Annotated in this window: 18 protein-coding genes and 1 tRNA gene; 9 read left to right on the top strand and 10 right to left on the bottom strand. The window is 67.1% G+C overall.

All coding sequences use genetic code 11. The features are described from left to right. Positions 1 to 9: 9 nt before the first annotated feature. The 7 genes from ACSQ24_RS19550 to ACSQ24_RS19520 form a co-directional block, all read right to left on the bottom strand. On the bottom strand, positions 10 to 981 hold the full coding sequence (locus ACSQ24_RS19550; protein WP_436096287.1) for a tripartite tricarboxylate transporter substrate-binding protein: 972 nt from the start codon (positions 979 to 981) through the stop codon (positions 10 to 12). A gap of 61 nt (positions 982 to 1,042) precedes the next feature. Beyond that, positions 1,043 to 2,545: a tripartite tricarboxylate transporter permease gene (locus ACSQ24_RS19545; protein WP_436096286.1), complete on the bottom strand. Its 1,503-nt coding sequence runs from the start codon at positions 2,543 to 2,545 to the stop codon at positions 1,043 to 1,045. Positions 2,546 to 2,548: 3 nt separating this feature from the next. After that, positions 2,549 to 3,067, bottom strand: coding sequence for a tripartite tricarboxylate transporter TctB family protein (locus tag ACSQ24_RS19540; RefSeq protein ID WP_436096285.1), 519 nt, complete (start codon positions 3,065 to 3,067; stop codon positions 2,549 to 2,551). Then, on the bottom strand, positions 3,067 to 4,056 hold the full coding sequence (locus ACSQ24_RS19535) for a LysR family transcriptional regulator (protein WP_436096284.1): 990 nt from the start codon (positions 4,054 to 4,056) through the stop codon (positions 3,067 to 3,069). Before ACSQ24_RS19535 ends, ACSQ24_RS19540 begins: the two co-directional genes overlap by 1 nt. A gap of 230 nt (positions 4,057 to 4,286) precedes the next feature. After that, a complete protein-coding gene (locus tag ACSQ24_RS19530) occupies positions 4,287 to 5,228 on the bottom strand; it encodes a DMT family transporter (RefSeq protein WP_436096283.1) in 942 nt (313 codons plus the stop codon). 82 nt (positions 5,229 to 5,310) lie between these two features. Beyond that, positions 5,311 to 5,973, bottom strand: a complete 663-nt coding sequence (locus ACSQ24_RS19525) for a glutathione S-transferase family protein (protein WP_436096282.1) — start codon at positions 5,971 to 5,973, stop codon at positions 5,311 to 5,313. Positions 5,974 to 6,123: 150 nt separating this feature from the next. Beyond that, complete coding sequence (locus tag ACSQ24_RS19520) at positions 6,124 to 7,281, bottom strand: acyl-CoA dehydrogenase family protein (protein WP_436096281.1); 1,158 nt, start codon at positions 7,279 to 7,281, stop codon at positions 6,124 to 6,126. A 342-nt stretch (positions 7,282 to 7,623) separates the two neighbouring features. On the opposite strand from ACSQ24_RS19520, the gene mgtE reads away from it, so the two are divergent. Continuing rightward, positions 7,624 to 9,006, top strand: a complete 1,383-nt coding sequence (mgtE, locus tag ACSQ24_RS19515; protein ID WP_436096280.1) for a magnesium transporter — start codon at positions 7,624 to 7,626, stop codon at positions 9,004 to 9,006. 27 nt (positions 9,007 to 9,033) lie between these two features. On the opposite strand, the gene ACSQ24_RS19510 is transcribed toward mgtE, so the two are convergent. Continuing rightward, the gene (locus ACSQ24_RS19510) at positions 9,034 to 10,746 is read right to left on the bottom strand and encodes a GGDEF domain-containing protein (protein ID WP_436096279.1); all 1,713 of its coding nucleotides are present in this window, start codon (positions 10,744 to 10,746) and stop codon (positions 9,034 to 9,036) included. A gap of 204 nt (positions 10,747 to 10,950) precedes the next feature. Here ACSQ24_RS19510 and ACSQ24_RS19505 point away from each other — a divergent pair, with 204 nt between their 5' ends. Further along, positions 10,951 to 11,448: a GNAT family N-acetyltransferase gene (locus tag ACSQ24_RS19505; RefSeq protein WP_436096278.1), complete on the top strand. Its 498-nt coding sequence runs from the start codon at positions 10,951 to 10,953 to the stop codon at positions 11,446 to 11,448. A 2-nt stretch (positions 11,449 to 11,450) separates the two neighbouring features. On the opposite strand, the gene ACSQ24_RS19500 is transcribed toward ACSQ24_RS19505, so the two are convergent. Next, a complete protein-coding gene (locus tag ACSQ24_RS19500; protein WP_436096277.1) occupies positions 11,451 to 14,426 on the bottom strand; it encodes an ATP-binding protein in 2,976 nt (991 codons plus the stop codon). Between the two features lie 256 nt (positions 14,427 to 14,682). On the opposite strand from ACSQ24_RS19500, the gene ACSQ24_RS19495 reads away from it, so the two are divergent. The 6 genes from ACSQ24_RS19495 (at position 14,683) to ACSQ24_RS19470 (ending at position 17,899) form a co-directional block, all read left to right on the top strand. Beyond that, the gene (locus tag ACSQ24_RS19495; protein ID WP_164547519.1) at positions 14,683 to 15,078 is read left to right on the top strand and encodes a phasin; all 396 of its coding nucleotides are present in this window, start codon (positions 14,683 to 14,685) and stop codon (positions 15,076 to 15,078) included. Between the two features lie 155 nt (positions 15,079 to 15,233). Further along, the gene (locus tag ACSQ24_RS19490; protein ID WP_436096276.1) at positions 15,234 to 16,244 is read left to right on the top strand and encodes a hypothetical protein; all 1,011 of its coding nucleotides are present in this window, start codon (positions 15,234 to 15,236) and stop codon (positions 16,242 to 16,244) included. A 128-nt stretch (positions 16,245 to 16,372) separates the two neighbouring features. Beyond that, a tRNA-His gene (locus ACSQ24_RS19485) sits at positions 16,373 to 16,449 on the top strand. Positions 16,450 to 16,558: 109 nt separating this feature from the next. Then, complete coding sequence (locus ACSQ24_RS19480; protein WP_436096275.1) at positions 16,559 to 16,963, top strand: RidA family protein; 405 nt, start codon at positions 16,559 to 16,561, stop codon at positions 16,961 to 16,963. A 137-nt stretch (positions 16,964 to 17,100) separates the two neighbouring features. Continuing rightward, positions 17,101 to 17,529, top strand: coding sequence for an Hsp20 family protein (locus ACSQ24_RS19475; RefSeq protein WP_110488076.1), 429 nt, complete (start codon positions 17,101 to 17,103; stop codon positions 17,527 to 17,529). Positions 17,530 to 17,644: 115 nt separating this feature from the next. Then, the gene (locus ACSQ24_RS19470) at positions 17,645 to 17,899 is read left to right on the top strand and encodes a DUF1150 family protein (protein ID WP_436096274.1); all 255 of its coding nucleotides are present in this window, start codon (positions 17,645 to 17,647) and stop codon (positions 17,897 to 17,899) included. 6 nt (positions 17,900 to 17,905) lie between these two features. On the opposite strand, the gene ACSQ24_RS19465 is transcribed toward ACSQ24_RS19470, so the two are convergent. Next, complete coding sequence (locus ACSQ24_RS19465) at positions 17,906 to 18,688, bottom strand: alpha/beta hydrolase (protein WP_436096273.1); 783 nt, start codon at positions 18,686 to 18,688, stop codon at positions 17,906 to 17,908. A 127-nt stretch (positions 18,689 to 18,815) separates the two neighbouring features. On the opposite strand from ACSQ24_RS19465, the gene ACSQ24_RS19460 reads away from it, so the two are divergent. After that, the gene (locus ACSQ24_RS19460) at positions 18,816 to 20,039 is read left to right on the top strand and encodes a glycosyltransferase family 4 protein (RefSeq protein WP_436096272.1); all 1,224 of its coding nucleotides are present in this window, start codon (positions 18,816 to 18,818) and stop codon (positions 20,037 to 20,039) included. Positions 20,040 to 20,058: the final 19 nt, after the last annotated feature.

Raw genomic sequence — 20,058 nt, 5'->3', positions numbered from 1 at the left:
CCGAGACGCTTACTGCTTCGGCGCGGCGGCAAGCACCGGCGAGAGCTTGTCGGCGTCGCGCTTGATCAGCGCGGTGAAGCCGGCCGGGGTGCGCTCTTCCTTCGTCGGCAGCACGGTGCCGAGGTCGAGGAGGCGCTTCTTGACGGTCTCGTCGTTCAGCGCTTTGTCGAGCGCGTCAACGAGCTTGTCGACGGCTTCCTTCGGCACGCCCTTCGGCGCGGCAATGCCGTTCCAGGCCTCGATCTGGTATTCCGGCAGCCCGGCTTCCTTGGTGGTGGGAACGTCGGGCAGGGCCGGCGAGCGCTGCGTCGAGGCGATGGCATAGGCCTTGATCGTGCCGGCCTTGACCTGCTCGGCGACGCTGACGATCTGGTCGCACATGAAGTCGATCTGGCCGGAGACGAGATCGTTCAGCGCCGGGCCGGTGCCACGATAGGCGACCGAATTCAGCTTCGGTACGCCGAGCTGGCCCTTGAGCAGGGTGCAGGTCGTCCACGACACCGAGCCGACGCCGGCATGGGCCTCGTTCACCTTGTCGGTGTTCGTCTTCACATAGGCGACGAACTCCTTGAGGTCCTTCGGCTCGAAGTTCTTCTTCGCGACGATCAGGATCGGCGTACCGCCGGCGAGCCCGATCGTCTGCATCCCGTTGATCGGGTCGTATTTCAGGCCGGGATAGGTCGCGGGCGCCGCCGAGAAGGTGCCGAGATGGCCCATCGCGATGGTGTAGCCGTCCGGCGTCGCCGTCAGCGCGCGGGTGATGCCGGTAGTGCCGCCGGCGCCGGCGACGTTCTCGACCACGACCTGTTGGCCGAGGGTCTTCGACATGTTCTCGCCGACGATGCGGGCGATGATGTCTGTGGGGCCGCCGGCCGCGAAGGGCACGATCATGGTGATCGGCCGCTCCGGGTACTTGGACTGGGCCTGAGCCGGCAGCGCCAAGGCGAGCGCTGCGGCGAGGCTGAGGGCGAGCTTCTTCATGGGTAATCCTCCCTGACGCGATATCCTGAAGATGGTGGAGCGGGGGTGGGTGACAACCCCGTCATTCGGTGAAGACCTCGTCGCGCTTTTTCGACATCGACGGCAGCAACGCGATGACGAGGATCGCGACGGCGACCAGCAGCAGCCCGGCCGAGATAGGCCGCTCGATGAAGGTCATGAACGAGCCGCGCGAGATGATCAGCGCCTGCCGCAGCTTCTCCTCCATCAGCTTGCCCAGCACGAAGCCGAGCAGCATTGGGGCGGGCTCGAAGCCGAGCTTGATCAGGATGTAGCCGAACAGCCCGAACATGGCGGTGAAGGCGACGTCGACCGGCTGGTTGTTCACCGAGTAGATGCCGATCGAGCAGAAGATCAGGATCGCCGGGAACATCAGGCGGTAGGGCACCTGCAGCAGTTTCACCCAGAGCCCGACCAGCGGCAGGTTGATGATCAGCAGCATCAGGTTGCCGATCCACATCGAGGCGATCATGCCCCAGAACAGGTCGGGGTTCTTGGTCATCACCTGCGGGCCAGGGATGATGCCGTGGATGGTCATCGCGCCGACCATCAGCGCCATCACCGCATTCGGCGGGATGCCGAGGGTGAGCAGCGGGATGAACGCGGTCTGGGCGCCGGCGTTGTTGGCCGCCTCCGGTCCGGCGACACCCTCGATCGCGCCCTTGCCGAAGCGCGACGGGTCCTTGGCGATCTTCTTCTCCACCGTATAGCTGGCGAAGGGGCCGAGCACGGCGCCGTTGCCGGGCAGGATGCCGAGGATCGCGCCGATGCCGGTGCCGCGTAGGACAGGCATGGCCGCCTGCTTGATGTCGCTCCAGCCCGGCAGGAGCCGGCCGATCTTGGCGCGGACGACGTCGCGCGCCTCCGGGTTCTCCAGATTGCGCAGCACCTCGGCGAAGCCGAACACGCCCATCGCCAGCACGGCGAAGTCGATGCCGTCGGAGAGTGGAGGGAAGCCGAAGGTCATGCGCTCCTGGCCGGTCTCGAGATCGGTGCCGACCGTCGAGAGCAGCAGGCCCAGCATGATCATGCAGAAGGCCTTGAGGATCGAGCCGCGCGCCAGCACGACTGCAAAGCACAGGCCCATCACCATCAGCGAGAAATACTCGGCCGGCCCGAAGAGCAGCGCCAGCTTGGTCAGCGGCGCCCCTAGCGCCGCGATGACGACGGTGGCGACGCTGCCGGCGAAGAACGAGGCGAGCGCGGCGGTGCCGAGCGCGACGCCGGCGCGGCCCTGCCTGGCCATCTGGTGCCCGTCGAGCGTCGTCACCACGGAGGTGGCCTCGCCGGGGATGTTGACGAGGATCGCCGTGGTCGAGCCGCCGTACTGGGCGCCGTAATAGATGCCCGCCAGCATGATCAGCGCGCCGACCGGATCGAGCCCGAAAGTGATCGGCAGCAGCATGGCGATCGTGGCGATCGGCCCGACGCCCGGTAGCACGCCAACCAGCGTGCCGACCAGACAGCCGATGAAGCAGAGCGCGACGTTCTGGAGGGTGAGCGCGACACCGAAGCCGAGCCCGAGATGGGCGAACATTTCAGACATCTATCAGATTCCCAGCAGCCAGGGCGCCAGCGGGATAGGCAGGCTCAGCGCGTATTTGAAGAGGAGGGCGCAGGCAGTCGTCATCGCCACCGCGAAGATGGCGAGTTCCTTGATCCTGACATCCTCGGCCGCGAGGCCGGCAATGAACACGACCAGGGGGCCGGACACCAGCATGCCGAGCTGGGGCACCTTGAGCGGGCCGATCTCGAAGCCGCGGATCGTCAGGCCGAAGACGACCGCCGCGCCGAGCACGAACAAGACACCGCGCCAGGACCAGCCACTGAGCTTCTCGCCCTTGTAGCGCAGTGCGTTGAAGGCCAGCAGTGCACCGAGTGCGGCGCAGATCACCGCGATCGACTTGGGCAGCATGCCCGGGCCGATCTGGCGCAACGTGCCGAGCGGCAGGTCGCGCGCCAGAAACAGCGCCAGCGCGGCGAGCGCGATCATGAACAGGCCGCCCGCGAAATCCTGCGTCGAGCGGATGCGCCAGCCTTGCGCGGCCTCGATCTTGTTCAGACTCATCAATGTCCTCCGGCTCGGGTGGTTGCAGTGCGCGGAGCAGACTTCCTGCCGCGCCCGGTTACGCTGAACGGCAGAATGTTGCCGTCGTCGATCAGGGTTACGCTCTCGCGCAGGATGGCGAGGAAATCGTCGCGCGCCGCAAGCTTCTGATGCGGCCGCCAGGCGACGCCGACCAGCGCGCCGGGCGGCGGTGGGTCAAGCAGCGCGCCACGCAGGCGCCGCATTGTCACTCCGGGAAAGCTCAGCCGCGAAACCCAGTCCGGCGCCAGCGCCATGCCGAGCCCGGCTGCGACCGCCGACATCATCGCCGGCTTCTCGGTCGCCTCGATGGTGACGTTGGGAACCGCGCCGACGCTCTCGAAATAGGCCATGACGAGGTCGTAGGCGAAGGGACGGATGCGCTTCGACGGCACGACGAAGGGCTCGCCGACCAGGTCCTGCATGGTCAGATGCTCACGTGCGGCGAGCGGGTGGCTCTCGCTCAGCACGACGATCGGTCGCTCCACGCGCAGGATCTCGAAGGCGCAGTCGGTCGGCTTGCGTGGCGGGCGCAGCAAAGCGAGGTCGAGCTTGCCGGCCTCCAGCATCTGCACCAGCGGCGCCGTCATCGCCTCGACGAACTTGATCTCGATGCCGGGATGGCGCGAGCGGAAGGTGACCAGCGCTTCCGGCACGAAGCTCGACGATGCCGCATCGATCGCGCCGACCCGCAACACCTTGCTCGAGGCCAGCGAGGCCTCGCGTACCGAGCGGGAAGCACGCTCCATCCGGACCAGGATGGCCTTGGCCTCTTCCAGCATGATGAGCCCGGCGCGCGTGAGCGCGACCTGCCGCGTGGTGCGGGTCAGGAGGCTGACGCCAAGCTCGTCCTCGAGCGCGCTGATCTGGCGTGAAAGTGCTGGTGGTGCGAGGCCGAGCCGCTCGGCAGCTCTGCCGAAGTGCAGCTCTTCCGCCACCGCGATGAAACATCGCAGTTGCCGCAGATCCATGGTTGGTGCGCTCCCCTCTGGCGTATCGCTTTTTGTGATATCGTCCAGTCGTTTCGGTTATGCCCTTTAGCGCCTATCGCCAGTTTTGCGACCCTAGAGCAATTCATAATTTTTTGGCAACAAAGCTCGCAAGCACGAAAGCGGCGTCCACAGGGTGAACCCCGACGCCGCGATCGGCCATGCTGCAGGGACTTATCTTTGCAGGTTTGTGGGTGCCGAACCGAGCCCGGTCAAGCCGTCGGAGCGTTAGCTCGCTTGGCGCTCCACAATCCGGCGACGCGGCCGTCGATCAAGGCGAGCCCGGCGAAGATCGCCGCCATGCCGGCGAAATGGCGCGGCAGCAGCTCCTCGCCAAGGAGGCCGGAGCCGAGCAGGATGGCACTGACCGGGATCAGGAAGGTCACGAGCATGACATTGCTCGCCCCGGCCGTGCGCATGATCCGGAAGAAGATGATGTAGGCCAGCGCCGTCGAGATCAGCGCCAGGCCGATCGCAGCGAGGACGGCTTGCTGCGACGGGACCGGCAGCGTCCATGGCGGATGCAGGACAAAGACGATCGGAACGATCATCACGGTCGAGGCGCTGAGCTGGCCGGTGGCGGCGACGAGCGGCGGCAGGCCGCGGAAGCGGCGGCCAAACAGGCCGGAGAAGGCATAGGACACTGCGGCGAGAACGCAGGCGAGCTGTGCCATGAGGTTGGAGCCGAGGCCGCCGAGCGCGTCGGGACCCATCAGGATACCGACACCGACAAGGCCGGCCAGCACGCCGCCGAGCTTCAGCCCGGTCGCCTTCTCATTTGCAAAGCAGTGCATCACCAGCACCGAGAAGATCGGCGTGGTCGCGTTCAGGATCGAGGCGAGGCCGCTGGCGATCTGCTGCTGGCCCCAGAGGAACAGGCTGAACGGGATCAGGTTGTTGAGGATGCCCATGCCGAAGAAGGCGAGCCAGAGGCTGCGCCCTACCGCCATGGACTGCCCGGTGATCCGCACCACGAGCAGCAGCGACAGCGCCGCCAGACCGACGCGCACCTGCACGACGGCGAAGGGCGGCCATTCCGCCACGGTGAGCTTGTTGAAGAAGAACGAGCCGCCCCACAGGATCGAGAGGGCGACGAGCAGGAGCCATTCTAGCGGGCCCATGCGCAGCGAGGGAGCGACGGTTGACTGTGTCATGACGGAAGCTGTCCTCGCAGGGCGGGTCATCCTGCGTCAGTAGGCAGCCGGGCAGGGCCCGGCCACCCGATTTCCGCTAGTCTCAGGCCGGTTCGGCTTCGCGCGCCGCCCACATCGCCTTGAAGGCGGGCCGGGCATGGCAGGCATCGAGCCAGGCCTTGACGTTCGGCGCCGCGTCGAAGAGCTGGGTCGCCGGTTTGGCATAACGGATGACCTCGGCGACATTGATGTCGGCGACGGTGAAGCGCCCGCCCATCACAAAGCCCCCGCCCTCGGCCAGCGCCTTGTCGAGCACCGCAAAGGGAGCGGGGAGGGCGGCGAGAGCCGTGGCGACGATGGCGGGATCGCGCTTTTCCGGAGGATAGGCAGCCAGATGATAGGTCAGGTTCAGCGCCTGCGTCTCGCATTCGGTCGCGGCCCAGAGCGACCACATCGCTGCGAGCCCTTCTTCTTGCACATCCTTCGGCGCGACCGGGCCGCCATGCTTGCGGGCGAGATAGAGATTGATCGCCAGGGATTCGTGCAGGACGAAGCCGTCATCGTCGATCGACGGAACATGGCCGTTCGGATTGACCGCCATGAACTCGGCGCTGCGCGTGTGGATCGGCGCGTCCGGCGCATGGGGGTCAGCGACGCGATAGACCTGGATCACCGGCACATGCTTGAAGGTGATGCCGAGCTCGTTGGCGAGCCAGACATTGCGCGTCGCGCGCGAGCGATAACAGCCATAGATGGTCAGGGACATGGGCGTTTCCGGTTGGTGCGAGGTAGACGATTCTTCTCTTCGTCATTCCGGCCGTAGCGCAGCGGAGTGCCGGAATCCATCGGAGGGCTCCGGCGCTCTACGATGGATTCCGGGTCTGCGCTTCGCTTGCCCGGAATGACGGCGGCGGCTTCAGCCGAGCTGGCGCAAGGTCTCGCGGGCGATGATCAGACGCTGGATTTCCGAGGTGCCCTCGTAGATCCGGGTGATGCGGGCGTCGCGGGCATAGCGCTCGACCGGAAAGTCGCTGCAGTAGCCGGCCCCGCCATGGATCTGGATCGCCGCGTCGGTGCAGCGATGCGCCGCTTCCGAGGCGAAGAGCTTCGCCATCGACGCCTCCCTGGCGAAGGGCTCGCCGCGATCCTTCTTCGCGGCTGCATCGAGGATCAGCAGGCGCGACGCATGCAGGTCGACCTCGCGATCGGCGATCAGCCATTGCAGGCCCTGGAATTCGGTGAGCGCCTGGCCGAACTGCTTGCGCTCGCGGGCATAGGACTTGGCGGCGTCCATCGCGGCTCGCGCGATGCCGAGCGAGACAGCAGCGACGCCGATGCGACCGCCGGCGAGCTCGCCGACCGCGACCCGGAAGCCGTCATTCTCTTTGCCCATGAGGTTGGCGGCCGGGACGCGCGCGCCATCGAAATGGATGGTGTTCGTCGCCGAGCCGGTCTGGCCCATCTTCTTCTCGGCCTTGCCGACGCCGACGCCGGGCGTGTCGGCCGGCACCAGGAAGACCGAGATGCCCTTGCCCTTCGGCACATCGGGATTGGTTACGCCCCAGACCACGAAAAGCCCGGCGTACTCGCCGGAGGTGATGAAGATCTTCTCTCCGTCGAGAACGTAGGCATCGCCGTCGCGCCGGGCGCGCAGCTTCATGCCGGCAGGATCGGAGCCCGCCCCGGCCTCGGTCAGGCAGAAGGCGCCGGCGGGATAGCGGCCGTCGGCGAGCTTCGGCAGATGGTCGGCCTGCTGCCGGGAGGTACCGACCGCCTGGATGACCTCGCCGACCATGTTGGTGACCGAGGTGGTCACCGCCGTCGAGGCGCAGGCCGCGGCCAGCTCCTCGAGCGCCAGCGCGAAGGCGACGGTACCGGCCTCAGTGCCGCCGAAGCCGGCCTGGATGTTGAGTGCCATGAAGCCGTTTTCGGCGAGCAACTTCAGATTGGCGAGAAACTCCGGCCGGCCCTCACCGCGGTCGAGCCGCTCGGCCAGAGGAGCCAGCCGTTCGGTAGCGAGCTTGCGCGCGCTCTCGCGGATGAGCTCTTCCTCCTCGGTCAGGGAAAACTGCATAGGACTGGCTCGCTTGGTTGAGGCTCTTGGGCGTCAGCTTAGAAGCTGGCGCGAGGCGAGCCAATGCGCGGCTTCGCCAGCCCGATCGTGCACTCTCGGGCGCTCGCTAGCCTTATGGAATTTTGACTTGACGGCGCCAGCCGCAAGGCGCATCTGCCCGGTCGTTCGCCAATCCGCGCTGCGGCCCGGCCGGCGACTCCACAGGAACCCATGAACCCCATGCCAAGCGACAGTCCCAGTCGACAGTCTTTGCCGTCCTCGGTCCGCCCGGGCGCCTGATCCCTAACCGGCAGGCTCGCCCTGGTTTGGCCGTTCGACGGCCAAACCAGAAGGAAGCGAGCCATGAACGCCGCTATCACCGAAGTCCTGCCCACCACCGACCTCCCGGCCGGAGTCCTGGCCGCAACGCTGGCGCGCACTCACGTCGCCGACATCGTCGAGACGCTGAACGAGCATGAGCCTGCCTATGCCGCGCAGGTGCTGCTCAATCTCCCCAATGGACGGGCAGTCGATATGCTCGACCAACCCGAACTCAACGAGCCGGGCGCCATCCTGAAGGCGCTGCCGCTCGACCGCGCCATCGCCTTGATCCAGGGCATGTCGTCCGACCGGATCGCCGACGTCTTCCGCAACGACCTCTCCGAGCCGGAGCGGCATCGCTTCGTCGCGCGGCTCGACCGTGAAACCAAGGCCGCGCTCGCCTCGCTGCTCGCCTATCCCGAGCATAGCGCCGGCGCGATCATGACCACGGAATTTGTCAGCGTGCCCGCCCATTGGACGGTCGCGCGGACGCTCGATCATGTGCGCACCGTCGAGCGCACCCGCGAGACCGTCTACGCGATCTACGTCCTCGATCCCGAGACGGGTACGTTGCAGCAGGCTGTCGCGTTGCGTCGCCTGATCTCCGGCGAGTCCGATGCTCTGGTCGGCTCGGCAGCAGCTCGGCGCGACCCGATCAGCGTTTCGCCCCTGACCGACCGCGAGGAGGTGGCGCGGCTGATCGCCAAGTACAACCTGCTCGCCGTGCCAGTGGTCGACGATAACAGGCATATCCTCGGCATCGTCACCGTCGACGACGTCATCGACGCCATGGTCGACGAGACCACCGAGGACGTCCAGAAGCTCGGCGGCATGGAGGCGCTCGGCGAGCCCTACAGCCAGATCGGCTTCTTCAAGATGATCAGGAAGCGGGCCGGCTGGCTCAGCATCCTGCTCGTCGGCGAGATGCTGACCGCGTCCGTCCTGCAGCATTACGAGGGCGCGCTCGAGAAGGCGATCGTGCTCACCTTGTTCATTCCGCTGATCATGAGCTCGGGCGGCAACTCCGGTTCGCAGGCGACGTCGCTGATCATCCGCGCGCTGGCCTTGCGCGAACTCGCCCTGCGCGACTGGTGGCGCGTGGCATTGCGCGAAGTGCCGACCGGACTGACGCTTGGCGCCATCCTCGGAGCGATCGGCTTCGTCCGCGTCGTGGCCTGGCAGAAGCTCGGCTTCTACGACTATGGCGAGTACTGGTTGCTGGTGGCGGCGACCGTCGGCGCGGCGCTGGTCGGCATCGTGACCTTCGGCTCGCTGACCGGCTCGATGCTGCCCTTTATCATGACGCGGCTCGGCTTCGACCCGGCCAGCGCCTCGGCCCCCTTCGTCGCGACGCTGGTCGACGTCTCCGGCCTGGCGATCTATTTCAGCATTGCCCTGCTGATCCTGAGCGGCACGCTGCTATAAGGCGCGCCGCCGGGCTTCAGGCGCCGCTCAGGCGGCCGTGCGCGCGACCACCCGGTTGCGGCCGGCCGCCTTGGCTTCGTAAAGCGCCTGATCCGCCGCCTCGACGAGATCGAGCCAATTGCCGCCGGCAGGCGCCATTGCGGCGACGCCGAAGCTGGCGGTGACGTTCAGGGTCGCACCGGTATCGAGCGTGAAGGGCGCAGTGAGGAAGGTGCTGCGCAGGCGCTCGGCGATCTGGTCGGGCCTGGCTGTGGGATCAGTCAGCAGGATGGCGAATTCCTCGCCGCCGAAACGGGCGATGACGTCTGCCGGCCGCAGGACCGCCTGCAGCCGGCGGGCGGTTTCCTTCAGCACCTCGTCGCCGGCGATATGGCCGTAATTGTCGTTGATCCGCTTGAAATGATCGATGTCGAGCAGGATCAACGGCAGCGGTTGCTGCTCGGAGCGCGCGGCCAGCATGCTCACGGCGCGTTGTTCCAGAGCGCCGCGGTTGAGAATTCCGGTCAGACCGTCCGTTTCCGCCAGCTGCCGCAGCTGGGCCGTCAGCTTGAGCTTTTCCCGATCGAGGGCGTCACGCTCGATCAGCTTGCCGCGCAATCTGTCGAGCGCCTTGAAGAGGCTGTCGATTTCGCCGCGTGCGCTGCCCGTCACAAAGGTTCCGCCGGTCTTGCCGGCGGCCAGGGCCATGACGGCGTCCCGCGCCGACAGGAGCGGACGAAACAGCAATGTCTGGCTGGCGATCACGAGAACAAGTTCGAGGAGCAGGGCGACCAGCGTGATGGCGCTGATGATGATCAGGAGCCGAAGCGCATGTTCGCCATCGGCCTTTACCTGCAGCATGGCGGAATCGAGATACATATCGCGCAGCCGTTCCAGCGAGGCGAAGGTCGGCACGATCTGGTTGGTGAAGGTGATCGTGTCGAAACCGTAGTTGCCGTCCTGGCCGGTGGCGAGGAGCTCGCGGTAGATCGCCATGCCCTTGCCGAAGAAGTCCTCGACCACGGCGCGGCGCATCGCGGCGATCTGCGGATCGGTGTTCGTGCCCGCCTGCTGCTCGACCAGCTGCCAGAAGCCGAGCACGCGGCCATAGGCGATATCGTGCGCTGTGCGCCGCTCGGGGCCGATCGGCATGCGTGCCGCGATCGAGGCGACGAAATTGGAGCCCATCCGCCCGACCTGCTCGCGGATATCGCTCAGCATCCGGGCGACCAGCGCGGTGCCGGTCAGATGCTTCGATTCAGCGGTGTTGAAATCGCTGATCGCGGCATCCACCAGCGCTTGCGCCGTATCGACGACGCCGAACATCGCCAGGACGACTTTGTGGAAGTCCTGCGGCCTGCGCGCCCGCAAGGGCTGCCTGTCGAGGACGTCGATCAGTTGGCGGGCTTCGGTCAGCGACCGCCTCGTCTCGGCCAACTGCCGCGAAAAGCCGGCGATCGGGGCTAGTTGGTCCAGTGCCGCGTCGGTGTTTGCCCGGAAGGCGACCAGGCGCTGGCGCGACGGGCTGTCGGCGCTGGGCTCCTCGCCGAGCACGCTGTTGACCGGGCCACGCTCGGCCGAGAGGCGGTTCACGGCACGCATCACCAGCTGGAAGTGCTCGAGCCGTGTCTCGCTGAGCCGTGTCGCCTGGAGTTCCCGGTAGTAGGTCGAGATCAGGATCGCGCTGAGGACGACGGAGCAGCCGAGGATCAGGGCGGTGGCCGCCCAGAACTGGTAACTGAGACTGCGATGCTTCGACATGGGCATTACCGGAACAGGTGACGGCGCTAGCCGGCCGTTTGGGGAAACGCACCGGCGTCGCGGTGCCGTGCAGCCAGAGCGTTTGGTCATCGGAGCTGCGCGGCTGCGCACGGCACCCTGGAAGATGTGCGGCGCTTTCCTTAAGATTCCGCTGCGGCAGCTTCGACACGACAATGCGGCGCACTCTTTGCTAAGGCTGGTCCTATGGAAATCCTGACCAGCAGGCTCTCACTGCGTCCCACCAAGCTCTCCGACGTGCCAGCGCTGTTTGCGTTTCTCGGCGATGCCGAGGCGATGCGGCACACGAGCCAATTTGCGACGCTGCGCGCCTGCCGCCGCCACGTCGCCGGACATGAATGGCAGCGCCGCCGGCTGGGCTGCGCGCCCTGGACGGTCAGGAGCCGGGCAGACGGAGCGATCATCGGCTGGGGAGGGCTGTTCGAGGACCCGTTCGACCGCGGCTGGGGCGTCGAGCTCGGCTACTGGTTCGCGCCTTCGGCCTGGGGCAGGGGCTATGCGAGCGAGCTGGCGGCGGCAAGCGTCGCCGAGGCGCGGGACCGACTGAAACTGCCGGAACTGCGGGCCTTCGCGCGGCCGGAAAACCTCGGCTCGTGCCGGGTTCTCGAAAAGGCCGGTTTCACGCGGGAGCGCTACGTGCCGGAACTGCAGCGCAATCTCTATCGACACGCCCTCGAACGCTGACCTCAGCTCGCCAGCACCCGCTGCGGCGGGAAGGTGACTTCGACCAGCGTACCTTCCTTCTTGACGCTGGTGATGGTCAGCGCCGCCCGGTTGGCTTCGACCAGCGCCTTGGTCAATGGCAGGCCGAGGCCGGTGCCTCCGGATCTGCGCGTCGTCGGCACCTGCCGGAACGGCTCCAGCGCCAGCTTGATCTCGTCATCGTCCATGCCGATGCCGGTGTCGCGCACCCGCAGGATCGCCTCGCCCTGGTCGCCGAGCGCCGTCGAGACGATCACCTGTCCGCCGGCATCGGTGAACTTCACCGCATTGGAGAGCAGGTTGATCACGATCTGGCGCAGCGAGCGCTCGTCGGCGACGACCGGCGGCAGCTTCGGCGCCAGCCCCGAGCGCAGCACGACCCGGCCGCGCTGGGCTTCCGGCTGCAGCAGGTTCACCGCCGAGAGCGCGATTTCGTTCAGGTTGACGCTGCCGAAGTCGAGGTCGAGCTTGCCGGCCTCGATCTTAGCGAGGTCGAGCAGGTCGTTGACCAGGCTGATGACGTAGCCGCCGGATTGATGGATGTCGCGGAGGTATTCCTTGTAGCGCTCGTTCTCGATCGGGCCGAAGCGCTCCTCTGCCATCACCTCGGCAAAGCCGATGATGGCGTTGAGCGGCGTCCGGATCTCGTGGCTGATCTTGGCGAGCACGTCGGATTTCTGCGCGCTCGCCTTCTCGGCGGTCTTGCGCGCCTCGACCAGCTCGCTCTCGGTCTTCTTCCAGGCGGTGATGTCGCGCAGCACCGCGCAGAACTTGCTGTCCGGCTTCTCGGCGATGCGGCCCATGGTCATGAACAGCGGGATGCGCCCGCCCTGGCGCACGCGGCCGACGACCTCGCGGCCATCGTTCATCAGCGAAGCGACGCCGCCGCCGATCAGCCCGTCGAGATAGTCGAGCGCCGGCGAATGGCTCTCCGGTGCGAACAGCAAGGTGAAGAGCTCGCCGGCAACCTCGCGCTGATCGTAGCCGAACAGCGCTTCGGCGCTCTTGTTGAGCGAGAGGATGCGGCCGCGCCCGTCGACGGTGACGACCCCGTCGGTCGCCGTGTCGAGCATCGCCGAAAGCTCGGCGACACGGGCGTCGTTCGCCTGGCCCTCGAGCCTGAGCTGGGCCACACGGGAGGCGGCCTCTTCCTCCTCGGCCTCGAACTCGGCCGCGAGCTCCTGCTCCTCGGCCTCTTCGGGTGACAGCATCTTGAGATCGCCACCCGGCACGCTGTTGCGGAAGGCCATCAGCGTCGCGGGCTCGCCCTGCCAGCTGACGCTGGAGAGCCGGCCGTCGACGCTGATCAGCCCGCCCTTGCGGTCGACCAGGATCATCGCGCCGTCGCTGCTGCGGCTCGCTCCCTTGATCAGCCGGCTGACGCCACCCGCCGAAGTGAGGTCGTCGAGATCGGCATAGTCGAGCAGGTCGAGCAAAGTGCGATTGGCATAGAGCGCGGCCTCGTCACGATTGACCAGCACCGCGATCGGCAGCCGATCGAGGATCTCGGCATGGGCGTTGGCGACGCGCGGCCGCTGTTCGGGTGCGGCGGTTGGCGGCGGAGCGGTCGTCGCAGGAGCGTCCGCCTGCGACTCATCGGCCCCCTTGGCACGGATGCGCAATGGAGCGGCGGCCGGCAGGCGCGGCTCGCCGGGCGCGTCCTCCTCGCCGGCGATGCGGGCGCCGAGCGCCTTGGCGATCTCGCGAAAGGCGTTCCTCTCGGCTGAGGACAGCAAGGTCTTGGACGGTTCGAGCACCGGGCGTACCGCCGCCAGATGGCCGTTGCGCAGCGGCACGACATTGGCTCGCGGTGCCTCGGGGGGCGATTGCGGCGGCTCGTCGGCTTCCGGCGCAGCGTCGCCGTCTTCGGCTGGCCTCGCCGGAGCTTCGGGATTCGCCTCAGCCGGCTCGGTTGTCGCGTCGTTGATCTCTGCCTGTACAGGCGCGTCGGCCGGCGCGGTCTCTTCAGTCTTGTCTTCGCTCGAATCGGTTTGGGCCGCCTCAGCTGGGGCTGCCTCGACAACCTCGTCCGAAACCTGCCCAGACACGGGTTCTTCCGCGACTGCTGCCTCCAGAGGGGCCGCTTCTGGGATATCGGTTTCGGGCACGACCGGGACAGGCGCCTCTATCGGAGCCTCCCGCTCAGGAAAAGCCTCGTTGGCGGGCGAGCGGACGAGGCCGAAGCCGCGGAAGCCGGCGGGATTGCGCTCGCTGTCGAACAGCGGAAAGCCCGAGAGCTCGACGCGAGCGCCTTCGCCCGGACCAACGCGCCACAGCACGGCCCGGCCGCTCCAGGTCGAGGACGTCGCGAGACGCGTCGCCAGATCACCTTCGACGTCGAGAACGTCGGTAGCGAGCAAAGCGGGCCAGTCACGGCCTTGAGCCGTGCTCGCGGCCCGCTGGCCGACGAGCTCGGCGAAGTCCCCGGACAAGCTGACCAGTGTCCCATCCAGATCGCTTTCCCACAGGAAGCGCAGATTGGCGCGGCGCTGCCCAGGTGATTCGGCTTGGGGATCGGCTGCCGTGGCGCTCGTCGTCGGGGCGGCCGGGACCGTCGGAACGCGCGGCTCCTCCTGCGGCACGGTGATGCTCAGGCGGCGCAGGTCGGAGGCGCTGACGCCGATCGCGAGCGCCGAGCCTGCCTCGGCCTCGACGAGCTTGCAGGCGCAGGTCACGAGTCCGGCAAGCGAAGCGCCGAGCCGCAATCTTTCGAGCCTGAGCCCGTTGCGCGAGGCGAGTCCGCCGGCAAGCAGGCGCAGGCGCTCGCGTGTCGCGGCCGGCAGTTTCGCAGCTCCCCCGAAAGCGTTGAGGAGCGCCTGGCCGCCCGCATTGGCGAAAGCTGGTTCGTCACCATCGGCCGGCCAAAGCAGCAGCGCACCCTCGCCGACGAAGCCCGCGAGTGCGGGATCCTGCGCGAGTGCGCCGGCAAGGTCGTTCCAATCCCGTCCGGATTCGCTCATCCCGTTCCGCTCAACCTGCTGGTGACCCAGCCCGCGCGAATATGCCTAACAAATCTTTAATAACCGCGCGAGGGAGGTGAATCCATGCGGGAACACTGCCTCTCCCCTGACGTTTCCAAACAGCGTTAATATGGCGCCGCTGCCCTGGCCGGTGGCAGCGTTGTCATCGCACTGCAATAATGATATTGCAGTGCACAATTAAGGCTCGACGCCGGAGGCGGCGCAGAAGCCTGGCTCGCTCATCAGGAGGACCACCATGGACGGCAAGAACCCCTACGAAGTCCCCACCGAAATGCGCGACTTCGCCGAAAAGAGCGTCGACCAGGCCCGCAAGGCTTTCGATGGCTTCATTGGCGCTGCCCAGAAGGCGGTCGATAGCGCCCATGGTTCGGCCGAGTCGGCCCGCGTCAACGTCCAGGACATGACCAAGAAGGCCATGACCTATGCCGAGAGCAACATCGCGGCCGCCTTCGACCTCGCCGACAAGCTGGTCAAGTCCCGCGACATGAACGAGGTGCTCCAGCACCAGTCCGAGTTCCTGAAGGCCCAGGTGGCCGCGCTGCAGACGCAGCTCAAGGAAGTCAGCGCGACGGTGCAGGATGTCGCCAAGAAGACCGCCGAGACCGCCGCCAAGGCGACCAAGCTGAAGTGAAGCCGGCGCGCCACGGGCGCGGAGCGGGCTTTCACGATGAGGCGGCCGGACCAATACACGACTCCGTGAGGTGGAAACTCCTCGCGGGGATACGACTGGGCCGGTTTCGTCGAACGCGCAGGCTCGTCCTGCAGGATCTGTGAAGGAGACATCCGATGGCGAAGCAGACTATTCCCGGCAAGTCCCCGATCAGCCTCGCGCCGGTCAAGGCGCTGAGCGAGTCGAAGCCGGTGGCGCCGGTCGCTCCGGCCAAGACCCCCGAGGCCAAGCCTACGGTGGACGCGAAGCCCGTCGTCGCCCCGGTCGTGGCTGCACCCGTGCTCAAGGCCGCGCCTCAGCCAGTTGCCTCGCAGGCCGCGTCGCAGCCGGCCGTGAAGGCTACCGCTGTGTCGCCAGTCGCCAAAGCTCCCGAGGCCAAGCCCGTGATGGAAGCGAAGCCGGTCAGCGCTCCCGCGGCAGCGGCTCCCGCCCCCAAGGTCGAGGCCAAGCCTGTAGCTTCCAAGCCTGCCGCTCCGCAGCCGGTTGCGAAGGCTGCGCCCGCCGCCGTCGCCAAGTCTGCGCCGCAGCCCGCCGCCAAGATTGTCGCGGCGCCGGCCAAGCGTGTCGCCCCGCAGAAGAAGAAGGTTGCGAAGCCGGCCGCCAAGGTCGCCGCTCCTGCCAAGCCCGAGACCATCAAGGCCGCGGCTGCGAAGTCGGCTCCCGCCAAGCCAGCTTCCGTCCCGGCCAAGCCCGCGGCTGAACCGGTCAAGGCGCAACCTGCTCCGGTGAAGCCGGTCGCTGCGGTTGCGGCAAAGCCCGCTCCCGCTCCGGTCAAGCTCGTCGAGGTCGCTCAGCCGGCCAAGCCGGCTCCTGTCGCCACGCTAGCCGTTGCCAAGGCGATCGAGGCGACGAAGCCGGTTGCCGTTGCGCCCTTCTCGGCTGTCAACTGGTTCGAGTCGACGCTGGTGCTGACGCGCACCTTCGGGGCCGTCCAGGCCAAGGTGCTCGACCATGCTTGCGCCGAGCTGAAGGCGACACTCGGCGAGATCGAGACGCTGGCGCGCACGCAAAGCGCTGCCGACGCCGTCGCGCTCCATGCCAAGGCCTTCCGCCGCAGCTATGAATCGCTCGCTGCCCATCTTGGCGATCTCGCCGCGACGGCCCGCAAGGACCTACCGCGCTCGTGATTTTCAAAGCCGGCGCGGTTTTCCCCGCGCCGGCGTGCATTTCGCCGTTGCATTCAGCGAAATGCGGCACTAGGTTCCGCGCCGTCGCCGGACAGCTTCCGGGCGCCGCGACATCAGGCGCAAGCCGTGCAGCCATAGCTCAGTTGGTTAGAGCGCTAGATTGTGGATCTAGAGGTCCCCCGTTCAAGCCGGGGTGGCTGTACCATCTCTCCTTATCCAGTTCCGTTGGTCCCTGAGATTGCGCGCGCAGCCTGCGCCGGCCTAGCTTGCCGCCCTGACTGCGCGGCACGGGCCGCCGGCTTCGGGAGCATGCCATGCCCAGCAAGATCGATCTTATCAACCCCGCTTCGCTCTCGCCGCCGACCGGCTATTCACACCTCGCCATCGTCAAGGCGGAGCGGCAGCTTCATGTCTCCGGCCAGGTCGCCTACGACCCGATGGGGAAGGTGGTGGGGGAGGGCGATATCGCCGCCCAGGCCGAGCAGGTCTACGCCAACCTCGCCGCGGCGCTGGCTGCTGCCGGGACAGACTTCACCAAGGTGTTCAAGCTGGTGACCTATGTCGTCGATCTCAGCACCGACAAGGCGGTCGCGGTGCGCAAGGTGCGCATGAAATACCTCGGCGACGGCCCCTGTCCGGCGAGCACCATGGTCGGTGTCACCGCCCTGGTCGATCCGCGCCTCCTGATCGAGATCGAGGCGATCGCCGCGCTGGATTGAGTGCCGGCCGGCAGGACTTGCGACAAAGGGTGGCGCTCGCCATATCCGGTTCACGCGGTTGGGTTCGCCTTTCGCGTACGGAGCGCTGCGCAAGCGGGCTCCGGTAATTCCAGAGGCGCCTTTCAAAGGGCTTCGTGATGACGCGTCCGCCTAGCCTGTCGCATCCATTCCTGCTCGGCTTCGACGATATCGAGCGGGCTCTCGACCGGGTCGCCAAAGGCGCCGGCGATGGCTACCCGCCCTATAATATCGAGCGCCTGCCGCGCACGGAGGACGAGCCCGACAAGCTCAGGATCACGCTCGCGGTGGCCGGGTTCTCGCGCGAACAGCTCGAGATCACGCTGGAGGAAAACCAGCTGACCATCCGCGGCCGTCAGGTCGACGACAAGACGCGGCATTTCCTGCATCGCGGCATCGCCGCGCGGCAGTTCCAGCGCTCCTTCCTGCTTGCCGACGGCATGCAGGTCCTGGGCGCCGATCTCTCGAACGGGCTGCTCGCGATCGATCTGGCCCGTCCGGAACCGGAACGGCTCGTCCGGCGTATCGATATCATGAGCCGCGACTAGGGGCCTGGAGAAGGCGCTTCATAGACGTCAGTCCGAGGAGGCATGCGGTTTGCCTTCCGTTCATGATCAAGGATGCACAATCAAGCCGCCTCGCACTGCTCTGAAGGAGGGCGCGATGACTGAGACCAGAACCACCCCTCTGACCACGGCCGAATTCGCCGCCCTCGGCAACGGCCAGGTCGCCTATCTCAAGCCGATCATGTCGGATGAGCTGGCCCGCATCTTCCCGCAGGCACCTGACATCGAGCCCGGCCTGCAGCTCTTTGCGCTGCTCGCAGCCGATGGCGCACCGATCCTGGTGACGGATTCCCGCGAGGCCGCGACGGCCAACGCCTGGGAGCACGACCTCAGGATGGTCAGCCTGCACTAACCGGTTTCAGGCCGTCGCGGGTACGACTCCCGCGACGGCTGTCACCAGACGCTCGATGTCGTCCGGTGTCGACAGCCGATGGTCGCCATCCTTGATCAGCGTCAGCACGACCGGATCGTGGGGCAGGTGCTCGACCAGCTTCAATGCCTGGCCATAGGGCACGTCGGGATCCTTCATTCCCTGGAGTATATGGATGGGGCAGCCGGTCTCGAGCGGCTGCCCGAACAGGAGATGGCGCCGTCCGTCCTCGATCAGCGCCCGGGTGATCGGCATTGGTTCCGGCGAGTACTCCGACGGCCGCTGCCAGACGCCTTCTGTCATGATCGTCTGGCGGATCGCCTCCGGCATCTGCGCCCACATCAACTCCTCGGTGAAGTCGATGGCCGGCGCGATCAGCACCAGGCCGGCTGGGCGCAATTGCGGCGCAGTCTGGCGCAGGCGCAGCGTCGTCAGCAGCGCGACCCAGCCGCCCATCGACGAGCCGACCAGGATTGCGGGGCCGCGTGCGTGGGTAGCGAGGACCGCCTGCGCGTCCTCGAGCCAATGTGACATGGTCCACTGGGCGAAGTCGCCGCTCGATTCGCCATGGCCGGCATAGTCGAAGCGGATGAAGGCGCGTCCCGCGCGCTCGGCCCAGGCGGCGAGCGCCTCGGCCTTGGTCGCGCGCATGTCCGAGCGCAGGCCACCGAGCCAGACCACAGGCGGGCCCTTGCCGGTCTGCGCCAGCACCGCGACCTCGCGGCGCTCGTCACCGGCGCCGACGCTCAGAAATTGCGGCTCAGGCCTCATCACCCTATGCTCTCCTGTGGTGAACCGGGGGAAAGCAGGCACGTCCCTGCTGCAATACCGCCCGATTTGGTCATCATCTGAACCCGATAGCATCGGCGAGTCGCCAAGCAGAAGGCCCTTTCGAATAGTGAACACCTCCTTGCGTTCCGGCGCGCAATTATCCCTGCCTTCGACCGAGACGCATCCGCTGGCCGGACGCACCGTGCTGCAGATCATCCCGGATCTGGAAGCGGGAGGCGCCGAGCGCACCGCCGTCGACATCGCCGCGGGACTGACCGAAGTGGGTGCTCGTGCGCTGGTCGCGACGGAAGGTGGGCGGCTCGTCGCCGAACTGCAGGCCAAGGGCGGCATCTGGCTGCCGTTTCCGGCAGCGGCCAAGAACCCGGTCTCGATGCTGCTGAACGTGCGCACCTTCGCTTTGCTCTGCAAGCGTGAGCGGGTCGACCTCGTCCACGCCCGCTCGCGGGCGCCGGCCTGGGTCGCGCTCGCAGCGACGCGGGCGCTGAAGCTGCCCTTCGTCACCACCTATCACGGCTCCTACAACGCCCGCTCGGCCGTGAAGAACCTGTATAATTCGGTGATGGCGCGCAGCGACGTCGTCATCGCCAATTCCGCCTATACCGCCGATCTGATCCGGGCCCGGCACGGCTTCGCCCGTGACCGCATCCGTGTCGTCCATCGCGGCACGGACTTTTCCGCCTTTGCGCCGGCGGCTGTGAACCCGGAACGGATCAGCGCGCTGCGCAGCGCCTGGGGCGTCGAGCCGCACCAGCGCATCGTTCTGCTGCCCGGCCGGCTCACCGGCTGGAAAGGCCAGAAGGTGCTGATCGAGGCGGCGCGGCAACTGCGCGATGCCGGCGATGAGGACACGGCCTTCATCCTCGCCGGCGATGCGCAGGGCCGCGACGGTTATGTGCGCGAGCTCGACGACGCCATCGCCAAGGCCAAACTCGAGGGCCGTGTCCGCCGTGTCGGCCATTGCAGCGACATGCCGGCGGCCTTCCTGGCTGCGGCCGTCGTCGCCGTGCCCTCGACCGAGCCCGAGGCCTTCGGCCGTGTCGCCGTCGAGGCGCAGGCCATGGGCACGCCGGTCGTCGTCTCCAATCTCGGTGCCGTGCCGGAGACGGTGCTGGCGCCGCCGCAGGTCTCGCCTCAGGAGCGCAGCGGCTGGCATGTGCCGCCTGGCGATGCCACGGCGCTCGCCGAAGCGTTGCGCGAAGCCCTGGCGCTCAGGCCCTCCGCGCGCGATGCGCTGGCGCGACGCGCCAGGCTGCATGTCGAGCGCCATTTCTCGTTGGCGTCGATGGTCAACGACACACTCGACGTCTATTGCGCCCTGCTGGGGCGCTGAACCTCGCCTGATCCATTGA

This window comes from Allobosea sp. LjRoot237 (genome assembly GCF_964253285.1).
GTDB lineage: Bacteria > Pseudomonadota > Alphaproteobacteria > Rhizobiales > Beijerinckiaceae > Allobosea.
The sequence above is the reverse complement of the archived record's forward strand: the minus strand, read 5'-3'. Positions and strand labels throughout refer to the sequence as shown.